The organism is Pseudoxanthomonas sp. G3, assembly GCF_057654715.1.
The window spans coordinates 3,492,556-3,507,717 of sequence record NZ_CM172805.1 but is presented as its reverse complement, the minus strand read 5'-3'; the positions used below and the strand labels follow the sequence as shown (position 1 = coordinate 3,507,717).

General features: G+C 63.1%; 14 protein-coding genes. 9 read left to right on the top strand and 5 right to left on the bottom strand.

Annotated elements, in window-relative coordinates:
• Nucleotides 1-72: 72 nt before the first annotated feature.
• Complete coding sequence (locus AC23D6_RS16915) at nt 73-1,536, bottom strand: Do family serine endopeptidase (protein WP_487750370.1); 1,464 nt, start codon at nt 1,534-1,536, stop codon at nt 73-75.
• A 560-nt stretch (nt 1,537-2,096) separates the two neighbouring features.
• Here AC23D6_RS16915 and AC23D6_RS16910 point away from each other — a divergent pair.
• The 3 genes from AC23D6_RS16910 (at nt 2,097) to AC23D6_RS16900 (ending at nt 6,266) form a co-directional block, all read left to right on the top strand.
• Nucleotides 2,097-4,247 (top strand): adenosylcobalamin-dependent ribonucleoside-diphosphate reductase, encoded by a 2,151-nt coding sequence (locus AC23D6_RS16910; RefSeq protein WP_487750369.1) that lies wholly within the window; start codon nt 2,097-2,099, stop codon nt 4,245-4,247.
• Between the two features lie 470 nt (nt 4,248-4,717).
• A complete protein-coding gene (locus tag AC23D6_RS16905; RefSeq protein ID WP_487750368.1) occupies nt 4,718-5,305 on the top strand; it encodes a hypothetical protein in 588 nt (195 codons plus the stop codon).
• Between the two features lie 124 nt (nt 5,306-5,429).
• Entirely contained in the window at nt 5,430-6,266 is an 837-nt protein-coding gene (locus AC23D6_RS16900) for a TSCPD domain-containing protein (protein WP_487750367.1), read from the top strand.
• Between the two features lie 152 nt (nt 6,267-6,418).
• Here AC23D6_RS16900 and AC23D6_RS16895 read toward each other — a convergent pair whose 3' ends face one another.
• Genes AC23D6_RS16895 through AC23D6_RS16885 form a run of 3 tightly spaced genes read right to left on the bottom strand, consistent with a single transcriptional unit; the run spans nt 6,419 to nt 9,899 of the window.
• A complete protein-coding gene (locus AC23D6_RS16895; protein ID WP_487750366.1) occupies nt 6,419-7,441 on the bottom strand; it encodes an O-methyltransferase in 1,023 nt (340 codons plus the stop codon).
• The gene (locus AC23D6_RS16890; protein WP_487750365.1) at nt 7,438-8,772 is read right to left on the bottom strand and encodes an ATP-binding protein; all 1,335 of its coding nucleotides are present in this window, start codon (nt 8,770-8,772) and stop codon (nt 7,438-7,440) included. Before AC23D6_RS16890 ends, AC23D6_RS16895 begins: the two co-directional genes overlap by 4 nt.
• The gene (locus AC23D6_RS16885) at nt 8,769-9,899 is read right to left on the bottom strand and encodes a DNA cytosine methyltransferase (protein WP_487750364.1); all 1,131 of its coding nucleotides are present in this window, start codon (nt 9,897-9,899) and stop codon (nt 8,769-8,771) included. The genes AC23D6_RS16890 and AC23D6_RS16885 overlap by 4 nt, the downstream gene beginning before the upstream one ends.
• 449 nt (nt 9,900-10,348) lie before the next feature.
• Here AC23D6_RS16885 and AC23D6_RS16880 point away from each other — a divergent pair, with 449 nt between their 5' ends.
• Nucleotides 10,349-10,567: an XAC0095 family protein gene (locus AC23D6_RS16880; RefSeq protein ID WP_487750363.1), complete on the top strand. Its 219-nt coding sequence runs from the start codon at nt 10,349-10,351 to the stop codon at nt 10,565-10,567.
• Nucleotides 10,568-10,666: 99 nt separating this feature from the next.
• Here the strand turns inward: AC23D6_RS16880 and AC23D6_RS16875 are convergent, their stop codons facing one another.
• Nucleotides 10,667-11,137 carry a YybH family protein gene (locus AC23D6_RS16875; RefSeq protein ID WP_487750362.1) on the bottom strand — a complete coding sequence of 157 codons (471 nt, stop codon included), beginning with the start codon at nt 11,135-11,137 and terminating at the stop codon, nt 10,667-10,669.
• A gap of 395 nt (nt 11,138-11,532) precedes the next feature.
• On the opposite strand from AC23D6_RS16875, the gene AC23D6_RS16870 reads away from it, so the two are divergent.
• The 5 genes from AC23D6_RS16870 (at nt 11,533) to AC23D6_RS16850 (ending at nt 15,059) form a co-directional block, all read left to right on the top strand.
• The gene (locus AC23D6_RS16870; RefSeq protein ID WP_487750361.1) at nt 11,533-12,366 is read left to right on the top strand and encodes a tetratricopeptide repeat protein; all 834 of its coding nucleotides are present in this window, start codon (nt 11,533-11,535) and stop codon (nt 12,364-12,366) included.
• 52 nt (nt 12,367-12,418) lie between these two features.
• The gene (locus tag AC23D6_RS16865; RefSeq protein ID WP_487750360.1) at nt 12,419-13,186 is read left to right on the top strand and encodes a hypothetical protein; all 768 of its coding nucleotides are present in this window, start codon (nt 12,419-12,421) and stop codon (nt 13,184-13,186) included.
• A gap of 102 nt (nt 13,187-13,288) precedes the next feature.
• A complete protein-coding gene (locus tag AC23D6_RS16860) occupies nt 13,289-13,714 on the top strand; it encodes a hypothetical protein (RefSeq protein WP_487750359.1) in 426 nt (141 codons plus the stop codon).
• 73 nt (nt 13,715-13,787) lie between these two features.
• Nucleotides 13,788-14,114: a hypothetical protein gene (locus tag AC23D6_RS16855; RefSeq protein ID WP_487750358.1), complete on the top strand. Its 327-nt coding sequence runs from the start codon at nt 13,788-13,790 to the stop codon at nt 14,112-14,114.
• 477 nt (nt 14,115-14,591) lie between these two features.
• Nucleotides 14,592-15,059 carry a hypothetical protein gene (locus AC23D6_RS16850; protein WP_487750357.1) on the top strand — a complete coding sequence of 156 codons (468 nt, stop codon included), beginning with the start codon at nt 14,592-14,594 and terminating at the stop codon, nt 15,057-15,059.
• Nucleotides 15,060-15,162 lie beyond the last annotated feature (103 nt).

The window sequence follows — 15,162 nt, the reverse complement described above, 5'->3', positions numbered from 1 at the left end:
GAGTGAGGAGTGAGCGGGGTAGCCGGGCAAGGTACTCACTCCTCACTCCTCTCCACTCACTCCTGCCTCAGTTCACTGCATCAGCGCCCGCGCCACGCGGCGGCCGCGCAGCACGTCCAGCACCAGCTGCGCCGGCTTGCGCTCGAAGCTGGCGCGGAAGCCCGGCAGGTCGCCGAACTCGCCGCTGCTGCTGCCCACGATCACATCGCCCGGTCGCAGGCCGTTGTTCCAGGCCCGGCTGTCGCGCGCCACGTTGCTGACCTGCACGCCGCCGTTGGCGCCCATGCCGCGCAGTTGCTGGCGCGCGGATTCGTCCAGTTCCTTCAGCGTCGCACCGGTCAGGCGGGCGTCGATCGTCGCGCCCTCGGCCGAGCGCGCGCCTTCCTTCAGCGCCGCGGTGAGCTGCAACGGCTTGCCGTCGCGGCGCACGTCCAGTGCTACCCGCGTGCCCACCGGCTGCAAGCCCTCGAAGTTGTGCAGGGCCGCGCGGTTGTCGATGCGCTGGCCGTTGGCGGCGGTGACCACGTCGCCGGGCTGCAGGCCGGCAGCGGCCGCGGCCGAGCCGGGATACACGCGCGTGACCAGCGCGCCGCGCGGCGCGTCCAGGCCCAGGCCGCGCGCGGTGCGCTCGTCCACGTCCTGCGCTTCCACGCCGAAAGTGCCGCGCCGGACCACGCCGTTGTTGGCGATCAGCTGCTCCATGATCCCGCGCGCCATGTTGATCGGGATCGCGAAGCCCAGGCCGATGTTGCCGGCCATGCTGCCGCGCGGGTTGAAGCTGGCGGTGTTGATGCCGACCAGCCGGCCCTGCAGGTCGACCAGCGCACCGCCCGAGTTGCCCGGATTGATCGAGGCATCGGTCTGGATGAAGTTCTGGTAGCCGGCCACCGGGATGCCGCTGCGGCCCACCGCCGAGACGATGCCCGAGGTCACCGTCTGGCCCAGGCCGTAGGGGTTGCCCATCGCCACCACGAAATCGCCCACCTGCAGCTGGTCGCTGTTGGCCATCTGCACCGCGGTCAGGCCCTGGGTGGGGATGCGGATCAGGGCCACGTCGGTGTCCGGATCCGAGCCGATGAACTCGGCTTCCACCTGGCGCCCGTCGCTGAGGGTGACCGACACCCCGTCGGCGTTCTCCACCACGTGGTGGTTGGTCAGCACGTAGCCGCGCGCGGCATCGACGATCACGCCCGAGCCCAGCGCGCGTTCCACCCGCTCGCGCGGCATGTCCGGGATGCCGAAGATCCGCCGGAACACCGGGTCGTCGCCGAACGGCCCCAGCGGGCTGGCCACGCGCACGGTCTGCCGGCTGTACACGCTGACCACCGCCGGGGTGACCCGCTTGAGCATCGGCGCCAGCGAGGGCAGCGCCTGGCCGTCGACGGCGGTGGGCAGGGCGGCGGCGGCCGGCACCGCCGCGGCGGCGCTGGGCGCGGCCTGGGCCGGCTGCTGGAGCAGTTCGTTCAAGCCGGTGGCGGCGAAACCGCCGAAGGCGGCGGCGACGGTCAGGGCGAGCAGGGTGGGGAGCGGGCGCATCGCGTTCTTCATGGGCGGTCGGCGGGTCGTCGCATCAGATAAGGAAGGAGGGCGCCGGGATCCGCGGAGCGGGCGGCGAACCTGAATGAGTCTGCTGAGAGACCCCTAAACCGGCAATGAAGTTCAGCCGCCAAGGCCGTCGCGCCGGCTCCGGCGCGTGATGACGAACGGTCGCGCGGCGTCATGCAATCTTCATGTCAATCCGGTTGACAGGGGTCACACCCAGGGGTAGTTTGCATGCCTCGTGCGGACACAATATGTTGCGGTCCAGCACGGAGCGGACCCAAGCGATGGTGTTTTCAGGCGGTTTTGCTTGGGAATTCGGGCGCCTTTGGGGATTGGCGCATGAGGGCGAGGGAAGCAGTGGGCGACACGGCGATTTCAAGGTCGGTGGTACGGCCCATGTCCACAATCCGGCAACCTGGGCGGCGCCTCCTGAGCGGCTGCCCGCGTCGCCGTCCCCGTCGTCCGGGTCCGCGTTGAGATTCCGGGGGTGGGCCTGCCGCCCACCCGCCACAGCCATATCGGGTACCAGTCGTTTTTAGGAGAACAACAGAACCATGAGTACGGTGCGCCTCGAGGCGGTCAAGACGGAACAGCCCACCCTGATCCCCATGCAACCGGCGTCCCAGGACATCTGGGACAAGAAGTACCGGCTGAAGACCAAGCAGGGCGAGGCCCTGGACGCCGACATCGATGGCACCTACCAGCGCGTGGCCCGCGCCCTGGCCGATGCCGAAGCCACCCCCGAGAAGCGGGCCTACTGGTACGAGCGCTTCGTGTGGGCGCTGCGCCGTGGTGCCATCCCGGCCGGCCGCATCACCTCCAACGCCGGCGCCCAGCAGCACAAGCCGGCCACCAGCACGATCAACTGCACCGTCTCCGGCACCATCGAGGATTCGATGGACGGCATCCTGGAGAAGGTCCACGAAGCGGGCCTGACCCTGAAGGCCGGCTGCGGCATCGGCTACGAGTTCAGCACCCTGCGCCCCAAGGGCGCCTTCGTCGCCGGCGCCGGTGCCTACACCTCCGGCCCGATGTCCTTCATGGATATCTACGACAAGATGTGCTTCACCGTCTCCAGCGCCGGCGGCCGCCGCGGCGCGCAGATGGGCACGTTCGAGATCTCGCACCCGGACGTGAAGGACTTCATCCGCGCCAAGCGCGAAGACGGTCGTCTGCGCCAGTTCAACCTCTCGCTGCTGATCACCGACGGCTTCATGCAGGCCGTGGATACCGACGCCGACTGGCCGCTGGTGTTCCCGGTGAACATCAAGGAGAAGGGCGACATCGACGTGGAAGACGCCAGCCAGGTCGTCTGGCGCGAGTGGCCCACCCACAAGAACTACATCGTCCGCGACGACGGCCTGGTGGCCTGCAAGATCTACGGCCACATCCGCGCGCGGCACCTGTGGGACATGATCATGGTGTCCACGTATGACTACGCCGAACCGGGCTTCATCCTGATCGACCGCGTCAACGAGATGAACAACAACTGGTGGTGCGAGACCATCCGCGCCACCAACCCCTGCGGCGAGCAGCCGCTGCCGCCCTACGGCGCCTGCCTGCTGGGCTCGGTCAACCTGACCACCTTCGTGCGTGATCCCTTCACCGATCAGGCCCGTTTCGACTGGGAGGAATACAAGGAAGTCGTGCGCGTGTTCACCCGCATGCTCGACAACGTGGTCGAAGTGAACGGCCTGCCGCTGCCGCAGCAGCAGGCGGAGATCCTGCGCAAGCGTCGCCACGGCATGGGCTTCCTGGGCCTGGGCAGCACGCTGACCATGCTCAAGCACAAGTACGGCAGCGCCGAATCCTGCGAGTTCACCGAAGCCATCGCCCGCGAGATGGCCGTGGCCGGTTGGGAAATGGGCCTGGCCCTGGCGAAGGAGAAAGGTCCGGCGCCGATCATGGACGAACTGTTCACCGTCACCGCCGCCATGCTGCGCCAGCGCCCGGAAATGGCGAAGGACGGCTGGAAGGTCGGCCAGGAAATCCCCGGCAAGGTGCTGCACGCCAAGTACAGCCGCTACATGCAGCGCGTGGCCGAAGTCGCGCCGGACCTGGTGGACGAGCTGGCCGAAGTCGGCAGCCGCTTCACCCACCACAGCTCCATCGCGCCCACCGGCACCATCAGCCTGTCGCTGGCCAACAACGCCTCCAACGGCATCGAGCCCTCGTTCGCGCACCACTACAGCCGCAACGTGATCCGCGAAGGCAAGAAGTCGAAGGAGAAGGTGGACGTCTACTCCTACGAGCTGCTGGCCTACCGCGAGCTGGTCAACCCCAAGGCCATGCCGTTCTCGGACGACCCGGACGCCAAGCTGCCCGACTACTTCATCGCCGCCGACGACATCAGCCCGAAGGAGCACGTGGACGTGCAGGCCGCCGCGCAGAAGTGGGTGGATAGCTCCATCTCCAAGACCGCCAACGTGCCCACGGACTACCCGTACGAGCAGTTCAAGGACATCTACCGCTACGCCCACCAGCAGGGTCTGAAGGGCTGCACCACGTTCCGCTTCAACCCGGCCGCCTTCCAGGGCGTGCTGGTCAAGGAAGCCGACCTGGAGAACACCACCTACCGCTTCGAGCTGGAAGACGGCAACGTCATCGAGGTCAAGGGCAACGAGCAAATCGAGTACGACGGCGAAATGCACACCGCCGCCAACCTGTTCGACGCGTTGAAGGAAGGCTATTACGGCAAGTTCTGAGGCAACCCCTCAGTAATGCCTGCTTTACCCCTCTCCCCTCGCGGGAGAGGGTGCCCCGAAGGGGCGGGAGAGGGGGAGCGAGCGCAGCGAGTTGCCTTTGCTCCCAGCGAAAAGCGTCCCCTCATCCGGCCTTCGGCCACCTTCTCCCACAAGGGGAGAAGGGAAGAGCAAAGCAGTACGCCTCCCCCTTCCATCAGGGGAGGAGCAAAGGGAAAAAGCACTGCGTTACCCCTCTCCCCTCGCGGGAGAGGGTGCCCCGAAGGGGCGGGAGAGGGGGAGCGAGCGCAGCGAGTTGCGTTTGCTCCCAGCGAAAAGCGGCCCCTCATCCGGCCTTCGGCCACCTTCTCCCCGCTGGCGGGGAGAAGGGAACAGCAAACTTGAACCACCAGTTCATCCGCTTCACCGCTCCACCCCGCGTTATCAGGTATAGCATCGGCTGCGTCACAAACCTCGCCCACAAGGAGGGCAACATGAGCAACGGTAATGGTGTCACGGCGACGCTCTCCGGCGCCGCCGAGAGCGTGAAGGAAACCGTGGCGGGCATCGGCGAAGCGGTGGCGTCCACCGCCAGCGAGACCGTCGCCAAGGCCAAGAAAGCGGCCAAGAAGGCGCGCAAGACGGTGACCGCCGACATCGCCAAGGCGAAGAAGGCCGTGGCCAAGCGCACCGACAAGGCGGCCAAGGCGGTGAAGAAGACCGTGGCCAAGGCGAAGAAGAAGCTGGCCGCCGCCAGCACCGCCGCCAAGGCCGAGGCCGCCAGCCTGCAGAAGAAGGTGACCGGCAAGAAGACCGCCAAGAAGGCCACCAAGAAGACCGCGAAGAAGGCCGCCAAGAAGGCCACGGCCAAGAAGGCGGTGAAGAAAGTCGCCAAGAAGGCCGCGGCCAAGAAGGCGCCGGCCAAGAAGGCCGCCAAGAAAGCCGTGAAGAAGGTCGCCCGCAAGGCGCCCGCGAAGAAGGCGGCGAAGAAAGCCGCCCCGAAGAAAGCGGCCAAGAAGGCCGTGAAGAAAGCCCCGAAGAAAGCCGCCAAGAAAGCAGTACGCAAAGCGGCCCGTAAGTAAGACCTGATGCTTCACCCCACCTCCCCCGGGTCCGGGGGAGGGTTGGGGCGGGAGCCGGCCCGGAAGGCCATCGCTCCGCCCGTCATCGTCACCCACAACAAGACAAGAACAGGATTCCCCCGTCATGGCCGTCAAGATCGACAAGAAAATCAAGGGCTACAGCGTGCTCACCCCGGAAGACAAGGCGCGCGAAGCCGCAGCCGCGATTCCGACGGCGTCGGTGCCGCGCGAGACGGTGGAAAAGGAAGTGCCGCAGGACAACATCATCCAGATGCACGAGCGCATCGAGCGCCCGGAAGTCCTCATCGGCAGCACCTACAAGATCAAGTCGCCGCTGGTGGAGCACGCCATGTACGTGACCATCAACGACATCGTGTTGAACGCCGGCACGGAGCACGAGCTGCGCCGTCCGTTCGAGATCTTCGTCAACAGCAAGTCCATGGAGCACTTCCAGTGGATCGTCGCGCTGACGCGCATCATGTCGGCCGTGTTCCGCAAGGGCGGCGACGTGACGTTCCTGGTGGACGAGATGAAGGCGGTGTTCGACCCGCGCGGGGGTTACTTCAAGGCCGGTGGCGTGTACATGCCGTCGCTGGTCGCCGAGCTGGGCGCCATCGTGGAAGAGCACATGAAGTCCATCGGCTTGATCCACGACCCGGAAATGAGCGCGCACCAGCGCGCCATCCTGGCCGAGAAGCGCAAGCAGTACGAAGACCGCGCAAAAAAAAACTCTGACGTAAGCGTTGTTCCTTCTCCCGCCCCGGCGGGAGAAGGTGCCCGAAGGGCGGATGAGGGCGCTTCTGCCGTCACGCCCGGTTCTTCGGAAGACATCGCCGTCACCGGCGACGGCGCCAGCTTCCCGCCCTCTGCGACCCTGTGCCACAAGTGCAGCACCAAGGCTCTCGTCATCATGGACGGGTGTGCGACGTGCCTGAACTGTGGTTATTCGAAATGCGGTTAGCGGGTCCGAGCTAGCTTCCTCTACCCGCGATAGCCATACGTAAAGAAGCCCGCCAATAAGGCGGGCTTTTTGCCTTCAGCAATGGTCGATTTCAATTGGGAGCCACTTCGCGTATCGACATTGCGTGCGCCAGGCCCAGCGCCGCGTAGCCACTAGAGACTACTCTCTACGAACACTGGGAACTGTCGATAGAATGTTCGATAAGTCTCCACGTCCGAAGCATCCAATCGTATCCCGTGCGCCCGCACTGAGTTGAAGAACACTCCTGCGTCCGCTGCCGCAGGTAGATTCTCATCCAGCGCAATCTTCTCTTTCAGAGTTATCGGCGGCAGGGCAATCGAGCGGAAGGATGGCTTCCCAGAGGGGTCGCAAAGCACCTTGCGCGTTGTCCTGGCGTCGCGCCAGAGGTGTCGAGATTTGATCGTAGTAAGCGCTCCTCCCACCGTGACCATGTCAGCGTTATCTCTATGATGAAGCAGGAAAAGAGGTTCGAAGACGATCAGCTCATCGCCATGTCGTCGAGCTTGCGAGTCAACTGCATGTGACAGGTGTGCTGTCAGTGCGTCTGCCAAGAATGGCGGGAATGAAATGTCGTTGAGGTCATTCGACGCGCGATTCTCCTCAAGTGCGGCAATGTAGCTGGCGGATATAGCCGCCGACCCTAGGAAGTGCGCCACAGTTCCAATTGTTGTTTTAATTGGAGAACCAGGCTGTTGTGGTCTATAGAACCTGCGGTTGGCGTTCACTGTCAGTACGACGACAGAATTGAGTGCTGCCTTCTCCGCAAGCACACGAATGTCCTCGACGACGGAATCGTCGATCGTGCCGTCGTAATCCAGCCATGCTACGAAAGGGTTCTCCCATTTGGCGGCTTCAACTTGCTCTTTAAGTACATTGGTGCTGTGACCGCCGAGTACTGAAACTCCGGAAAATGGTCTGTTGAATCGAGCGCGCTCTGCGTACTGCGCCTTCTCGATCGAGACCATGGAGTCTATGTCGAGCACTTTGTGTGCTAGTCGGAAGTCGCCGAACCACATCGAGCCAAAGCCAAGGTACCAGTGATTGTCAAAACTTACCTTTTGCTTGGCGGCATGCAGTACGTCAAAAACAAGCTTGCGCTCGATTGCTTTATTAGTTCTTAGGAGGTAATCGAATAGCTTGAAAGATCCGCTCATTTCCCAAGCTCCACCTTCTGATAGAACTCAAAGGTGAAAATGCCGATGTCTTTGTTGGTCATCGCGATGTTGCCGGTGGCTCGTCGTATCTCGTCGAGCTCGGAACGCTCTCGTTTGTAGGCAATCGTTACCAGATCAGGCCCCGCGACGACCTCAATGTTAGGAAGTCGCATGGCTTGGGGTTCTAACTGCCTAAGCACCTTCAGGTCGACACGCTGGACCGTGTCTTCAATTCTTCTCAAGGCCTCGAGGTCTGCCTTCCGCCTATTGGAGTACTCAATAAACTGACGAGTAATGTTCTTCATGCGGACGAGGGCGCGGCGGTAGAGCTGCGATGCAGTGTCTAGCTCTCGCTTCGTGGTCGTCCAAGGAAGGACTCGTTGGTCGTCTGAATGAAAAAATATGTACCCCGCAAATCCGCCATACTGTGGATGCCACTGCGGGAAATCGTTTCCCCACACAGTCTTACTAGATTTGTCTGCCGCAAGCACTACTCGATCGTTGCAGACGACAAACCAGCCGGAGTTCGCGACGGTCCCTGGGCGAATTTCGTCGGGCACTTCAATAGGTATGTCTTCAGCGAATCCGGCAAGAATTCGAACGGAAACACCCTGATCTTCGTACGCTTCAACGTGTGGAGCGATCTCTCGCGACTGCTTGAGCTTGTAGTCAAGGGTTGGAACAATTGCGTCGTTAACCCGCACAACTAAACCCTTCGCTAGAAAGAATGCGTAGTCGCGCGCTAACGCGGCCACTAGTTCATTGATATAGCCCCGATCACTGAGGAGTTCCCCGATGCCGGGGAGGAGGTTGGTCACCTCGATAGTTGCGCCTTTGGGAAGTTTCGCTTCCACAGAGTTGTACTCAAAATCCCAAGATTCAGCAGCTTCCCATGTAGGTACATCAATCACCACTTCGAACGACCCGTCATCCGCATGGCTGGTGACAACGCAATGGCGACCAATCTTGAATATGGCTCGCTTCATGCCTATGCCGTACAGGCCTATGCCTCCGGGAACATCAAGGTCTGCACCTTTCCTCTTGCCGAAATAGAACGCATGATCGATGGCATCTGCTAGGCGTATCCCCCCGCAGTTGTCGCGGATCGAGAATCGGTCGGCACCCAGCGTTAGCTGAACTTCGTACCCTTCAAACGGTTTGTCAACGTCATCACTCGGTGTTCGCCTCGCGCCATCTACGGCGTTGTCGAGAAGATCGAAAATGCAGTCCCGCAATGAGATGTCACGGGTGATCATGGTTACGAAGAAATCTTTGGTTGCAACGACTTTGATTACCTTGTCTTCAATTCCAGCATCCGAAGCCATATTCATGAAACGCTCCTGTTTCCTAGGCCTTTTGAATTTATGACGCTGAGTATCTTCTGAGCTGCTATGGGGCTAACGCTGTTTCCGATCTGACGAAACGAATGCCACTTCGTCGGATGAAACTGGAACCAGTCAGGGAATCCCTGCAGTCGTGCGGCCTCGCGAGGGGCGATCACACGATGGGCCGAAGGGTGGATTGGACGTAAGGCTTGATGGCTGCCGCGCTCGGGGCCGGTCCCGGCGCGCAGTGTCGGGCAGTAACCATCTTTGCGAAGCCTGACACTCTTGGACGAAGCATCACGCTCTCCCGGCTTTATCAGCCTGAATCTGGCCTTGGTTTCGGCTGTGTGCACGGTTCCAAGGAATCCAGATACCTCAGATCGCCGCTCTAGCCGCGATATAGATGCTGAGTCACCAACCCCGGCCGGAATATTGCCGAGGAGATGTTCGGAGAACCATCCGGCCTCCATAGTGCCCACGGCTCGCCAACCCTGTTCTTCGGTGCTCCAATTCTCTCGCAGCTTGGGAAGTCCTCTGAGGGCAGTTCCAACGCGCGTGTCCGTGACTTGCTTAGGCTCAAAGTCTTGCGCATTGAGTTCATCCACTTCTGTAGGCAGATACCCAATTAAGAAAACTCGGGTGCGCGTTGTAGGAGCGCCATAATCGGAAGCTCTAACGAGGAGTGGAGACAGGCAAACATAGTCGCTTGGCACAAGCGCAAGGGCGCGCTCAAGAATCTTCTTGTTTCTCTCCTTCAGAAGTCCTTGTACGTTCTCGGCTACAAAGAATGCTGGACGCGCTTCTGCGACGAGTCTGAAGAAGTGAACCAAGAAGTCATTGCGTGGGTCATCTTCGTTCTTATGACCAATGTCGCTGAAGCCTTGACATGGTGGGCCCCCGATTAGGCCAAACGACTCGAGCGTTCTGAGGCCTGCTGCCTCATGAAGATCGGAACCTGTGAGTGTTCCCACGTCCCGCAAGAGGTGATTTGAGTTTGGGAAGTTGATAGCGTGGTACTGGGAAGCCAAACGGTCCCATTCCACCGCGGCAGCTACGTTAAAGCCAGCTCTCGCTGCTCCGAGGCTGAGTCCGCCAACGCCTGCGAATAGGTCAACAACCTTCAACGGCGTCATACTCGACCTCCTGCTGCCTTGAGACAAAGTAGTCGATTGCAAACGATTTGTCGATCGACGCGTCGCCGGCATGCCCCACTCCCTCCGACGATACTATCGCACATAGGGTCCGAACCCTTGGGTCTCCAAAGGTCTTGGGGCGAAGGCCGGCTTATGCCTCTGAAATGTAAATAGACACCCCGCCATCCCTGACGCAAACTTGCCTCCAAGGAGCGTCGAATCTCCGAAGTACAGCGGTACCCACCTACGACAACTTGGTGGGTTTTTCATGCCCAAGGCACCGGGCGCTTCCGACGCAATCTGTTCTGCGTCGGGAGGGTGGCGGAATAGAACACCCTTCGGGGAAATACGCCCGGCCGTCTGTACTCGGCTTCGAACCTCCCGACACCCTGCGGGCGCATGCCGCGCCCGCAGGTACGCCTTGCACCCCGCACGCGGAAGGATTCGCCATGAAGCACGCAACGCCCACCGACCCCGGCTACCACCTGCCCACCGAGGCCCACGCCGAACTGCAGGCGCTGCGCGACCACCTGCATCTGCTGGCCCAGCTCAGCATCCCCGAACACCAACACCCCGACAGCCTCGTCCTCCCCCGCACCGGCCTGGCCCACTGCTTCACCCACCTGGCCGACACCGCCGACCGCATCGTCGCGGCCGTCACACCCTGATGCCGTCGGGCGGACTCGCGCCCGCCATCGCACCGCATCCCCACCGAAGCGCAGGCACAGCGCACCAGGATGCCTTCGCGGCCGCCGTCCGTGCGCGCGTTACGGAATCAACGATTCGTGTGCCACCACGATGCGCCACCCTTCCGGCAGCTTCCGCCAGACCGACGTGGCCACCACCCGCACGTTCCCCTTCTTGCCATCGGGCATCGTGCTGGCCACCTCCATCGACTGCAGCGTGCTGACCACATCCGGCGCGATCACGGTGATGACCGGCGCAGCGCGGTAGCGGTACACCGCGTCCGACGTGCCGCCGGCCCACCATTCGTCCTGCTGGTCCCGCACCGTCTGCCAGCCGCGCAGCGTCTGGTCGTCGAACTGCACCACCAACGCATCGCCGCGCACATAGAGCGCCATGAACCGGTCCGTATCGTGCGCATTCGCCGCCGATAGCAATTCGTCCAGCAACGGCACCAGTTGCGCCTGGACCGAAGGCGCGGCGTCGTCCGCGCGGGCGTGGACCGGCGCCAGCAGAGCCAGCCCCAACAGCACTACATGCAGCAGGATCTTCATCCCGATTCTCCGCAGACCGTCGAAACAATGCGGCCCTTCTCCGCGCGCTTGCGCAGCGCCGTGACGAGCCGGGCGTCCCCTTGGCGCATCGTACCCCGCCTCACCTGCGTTGCGGATGCGCATCCCGTCGCGTGGGCACGCGCAGCGCACGGGGTGTGCCTGCCACGTAACCCGTCCGAGCCCCGGGTGCGGCCTTCGGCCTTACCCGGCTACGCGTTTCCTGGCCTACACCGCCGACCGCATCGTCGCGGCCGTGACCGCCTGACCTCGCGCACGGGGAGGGCGCTGTCGCCGCCGCGCGCCAACCCGTACGATGCGGGAACACAGCGGCATGTCCGGGGATGTCCGGCACACGAGGGCAGGGACGCCGCACTCATCACAAGGCGGGGGAACGTATGCGACACCTTCTGATCGGCACCGTCCTGCTGCTGGCCGGCTGCAACCTCGTGAACGCCGACAAGGAAGCCCAGATGGAGATCTGCGGCGACCGGACGCAACCCGACGTTGCCATCGCCGCCTGCGACCGCCTGCTCGACGACAAGACCATGCGCAAGGAAGCACGCGTCTACGTGTATTACTCGCGCGGCCGGGCCGCCATGGAGAAGCAGGACATGGCCGCGGCCATCGCCGACCTCGACGAATCCATCCGCCTGGACGACACACAGGCGGTCAGCTTCGCGACCCGCGGCATCGCCCGCGGCACGATGGGCGACATGGCCTCCGCGATCACCGACTTCACTCGCGCACTCGAACTGGACCCCAACGACGCCATCACCCTCCAGAACCGCGGCAAGGCCTATTCGGATGTCGGCAAGCAGGAGCGGGCCATCCAGGACTTCACCCGCGCCATCGAGCTGGGCAACGACGAAGCCGCCACCCGCAACGGCCGCTGCTGGGCGCGCGCCGTCCTGGGCCGGGAACTGGACCTGGCCCGGCAAGACTGCGAAGCCGCCGTGCGCATGGAGCCCGAAGACGGCAACAACCACAACAGCCTCGGCTTCGTGCATTTCCGTAGCGGCGACGCCGCCAGCGCCATCGCCGCCTACACCACCTCGCTCTCGCTCAACCCCAAGGGCGCGTCGTCGTACTACATGCGCGGCCGCGCCAAGGCCCTCACCAACGACGCCACCGCCCAGGCCGATATCGAAAAAGGCCTGAGCCTTGAGCCGGGCGTCGCCGAGCGTTATGCGGGCTATGGCATCGAGATGCCGCCTGCGTCGGTGCCGTGATGGTGGGATGCGATAGTTCTGAGTAAGGGGATAGCCGCAAGGAGCGTCGGGGATGGGCGTACTGGGAAGTATCGGGTCCAAGACCCTGCAACTGATCGAGCTGGCCACCAAGCTCACCATCGTGGGGGTGCCCGCGCTGTACTTCGCAGGATGGGCCTATCTGGACACCTTCTGGTCAGAGTTCGGTATCGCCGATGAGCTGCTGGGCTACACGGGAGCGGACTACCTCCGTTCGGGCTCGTTGGTGCTCATTCACTTCATCATGGGAAGCACCACGTGGGTTGCAATCATCACCTGGGTGATTGTTCCTATTGTGATCACCCTGATGGTGCTGCGCGTCCTGGCGATGCCGATGCTGTTCGGGGCAAACAGGAAGTTCAGAGCGTTCAAGGCAAAGCTGCGTAGGCAGGGAAGGGTCGCACCGCGGCACCGCGCGCTGGCGCGCTCGATCGACACAGCAGTGGACACCGCCAACGCCGGTGTCCTGAGCTTTCTCGTCATGTTCCTGTTCGTCGTTGGCCTGATCTACGTCGGCGTGAAGCCATCAGCAGCGAGGGCGAGGGCGGACGCCGAAAAGGAGCGTGTCGCGCTGGCGCAGATCGCGACGCTGGAACGGAATTGGGTGCTGGCCTACACCACAGCCGAGACCGCTCGCTCGGCACTGGTTATGCAATGCGGCAGCGAGATGTGCGTCTTGTTGACGAGCGAGAAGACCGAAGTCGTCCCGCGCTCAACGGTCACACGCATGGAAACCTGTCGCCCGATAAGCAAGGCGGACGACGGCACGTTCCGGTGCAGCACCCGAGCGGCGCTGCTCTGAGTCAGTAGGTGGTGGGCCAAGACCCGCCCTACGATTTCTACGTGTTCATGACTGGCGCCTGCCGCACGAATAAACGAAATTCGGATCAGGAGCCCCAGCAGAATGAATCTCACCCCCAACCCCTACGAAGCGCCGCACGCTTCGTTGCTGACGACCGACCGCGTGCCCACGCACATGCCGCGGACGATGATCGCGGCCTTGGCGTGCTACCTGCTCAGCTACGTCTTTGACGTGGTGCCGCTCATCGGCACCCCCCTGTCCACGTCCGAACTGTTCATGCCCACCATGACAGCGCTCGGCATCTACACGGCGCTGATGGCGTTCGCATTGTGGCGACGCAAACGGTGGGCGAGGGCATGGGTGGTGCTGACCACGGCGGTCGTGGCGTTCGTCTTCGCTCGTATGATCTGGCGTGGCGTTTCGATCGCGCATTGGGAGGCCTACCTCGCCTCTCTGTTGCGTATCGCCGCCGCCGTCGCACTGCTCCTCCCCGCGAGCCGGCGATGGTTCTCCGCGACGCGAGCTTAGGTACTTAGGGTGGGGCGCCGCGATCCGGACGGTGAACGAGGCCACCCTACCCACAGGAAAACAGGAGACCGACATGAGAGATAAGGTCATCGCTCTCTCCGGGCCCAACGCCAAGGCGTTCTGCATCCAGCTTTGGCAGGAGCTCACCCTCGTGGGCCGCATCATCGGGTCCGACAAGACAGCGGACCCGGCATCCCAACTCAATGCGCTCAAATGGCTCAACGAGATCCAGCACCGCGTGTGGGGCGCCCATGCCAGTGATCGCGAGGATGCGCTGGCGCACATGCTGGACAGGCTGATGTCGCACTGCGAACACGAGCGCGTGCTGGCGTACGAAGTCAGTGCGGCGCTGGACCGCGCGTTCCGCAAGGTGTCGGGCGAGCAGGTGGGATCGGGCTAGCCAACTCGTGGCGCAGTCCCGATGGGCCCAAGATGGCCCTCCAAGCCCCATCTCTCTCACATTGAGCCCCATCGATGGCACTCGGAAAGCCATCTGTCTCACATTGAGCCCCGCACCTCACACTCCGAAGGCCATCGATGGCCCTCCGAGCTCCGGACATCACACAACGAGCTCCGCACCTCACACAACGAGCCCCAGAGATCACACTCGGAAGGCCATCGATGGCGTTCCGAAAGCCATCTGTCTCACACTGAGCCCGGCACATCACGTTCAGAGCCCCATCGCTCACACGTAGAGCCCCATCGCTCACACGCAGAGCGCCATCGATCGCACATAACACCCCGTCGCTCCCCGTCGACGCCCTGCATGCCGCACGCCTCACACCGCAAATGTGAGAGGCAATCGCGCGCCGCGCGCGTTAGCCTGCCAGGGCCGGCCATCCCGGCCGGTATTCCCAACGTGGATCAAGGAGTGACCATGAGCCAGAACCGCATCGCCCTGCAGTGGGACGTCGAACGACTGAACACCCTCGATAGCCTCCTCGCCGGACTGGAGGGCCAACTGACCGATCTCATCGGCCTGAGCCCCGACGAACGCCGCGAGCTCACCAAGATGGGCAAGAAGTCCGAAGCCTTCTGCCGCCAGGCCGTGACCGTGCTGTCCGAAAACGCACAGGTGCTGCCGCGCAACTTCGACGTGGACGCCTATCGCGCCGACCTGGCGGCGCTGGACGCCCTGCGCCCGCGCCTCTCACGCGTGCAACGCCTGTACGAGCGCATGGTCGACAGCGAGATGGCGCTCGGTAGCGACCTGATGGTCGCCTCGCTGGAAGGCTATGCCCTGCTGAAAGTCGCCGGCCGCGGCGAAGGCCTGGACGCCCTGCGCCAATCCCTGGGCGCACGCTTCGACCGCAGGCGCCGGCAGGAACCCGAAGCGGCAGCGTGAGCGTCGCCTCATGCAGAAGAAAAAAGGCGAGCTTCGGCTCGCCTTTTTTTCTTCCGGGCGCGCGGGTTGCGCATCGGGCTATGCGGCCTGAGCGGCTACGCGT

What these genes read in the sequence shown, in the direction of transcription:
- AC23D6_RS16915 (WP_487750370.1), bottom strand. Translation starts at nt 1,536, where the DNA reads ATGCGCCCGCTCCCCACCCTGCTCGCCCTGACCGTCGCCGCCGCCTTC.
- AC23D6_RS16910 (WP_487750369.1), top strand. Translation starts at nt 2,097, where the DNA reads ATGAGTACGGTGCGCCTCGAGGCGGTCAAGACGGAACAGCCCACCCTG.
- AC23D6_RS16905 (WP_487750368.1), top strand. Translation starts at nt 4,718, where the DNA reads ATGAGCAACGGTAATGGTGTCACGGCGACGCTCTCCGGCGCCGCCGAG.
- AC23D6_RS16900 (WP_487750367.1), top strand. Translation starts at nt 5,430, where the DNA reads ATGGCCGTCAAGATCGACAAGAAAATCAAGGGCTACAGCGTGCTCACC.
- AC23D6_RS16895 (WP_487750366.1), bottom strand. Translation starts at nt 7,441, where the DNA reads ATGAGCGGATCTTTCAAGCTATTCGATTACCTCCTAAGAACTAATAAA.
- AC23D6_RS16890 (WP_487750365.1), bottom strand. Translation starts at nt 8,772, where the DNA reads ATGAATATGGCTTCGGATGCTGGAATTGAAGACAAGGTAATCAAAGTC.
- AC23D6_RS16885 (WP_487750364.1), bottom strand. Translation starts at nt 9,899, where the DNA reads ATGACGCCGTTGAAGGTTGTTGACCTATTCGCAGGCGTTGGCGGACTC.
- AC23D6_RS16880 (WP_487750363.1), top strand. Translation starts at nt 10,349, where the DNA reads ATGAAGCACGCAACGCCCACCGACCCCGGCTACCACCTGCCCACCGAG.
- AC23D6_RS16875 (WP_487750362.1), bottom strand. Translation starts at nt 11,137, where the DNA reads ATGAAGATCCTGCTGCATGTAGTGCTGTTGGGGCTGGCTCTGCTGGCG.
- AC23D6_RS16870 (WP_487750361.1), top strand. Translation starts at nt 11,533, where the DNA reads ATGCGACACCTTCTGATCGGCACCGTCCTGCTGCTGGCCGGCTGCAAC.
- AC23D6_RS16865 (WP_487750360.1), top strand. Translation starts at nt 12,419, where the DNA reads ATGGGCGTACTGGGAAGTATCGGGTCCAAGACCCTGCAACTGATCGAG.
- AC23D6_RS16860 (WP_487750359.1), top strand. Translation starts at nt 13,289, where the DNA reads ATGAATCTCACCCCCAACCCCTACGAAGCGCCGCACGCTTCGTTGCTG.
- AC23D6_RS16855 (WP_487750358.1), top strand. Translation starts at nt 13,788, where the DNA reads ATGAGAGATAAGGTCATCGCTCTCTCCGGGCCCAACGCCAAGGCGTTC.
- AC23D6_RS16850 (WP_487750357.1), top strand. Translation starts at nt 14,592, where the DNA reads ATGAGCCAGAACCGCATCGCCCTGCAGTGGGACGTCGAACGACTGAAC.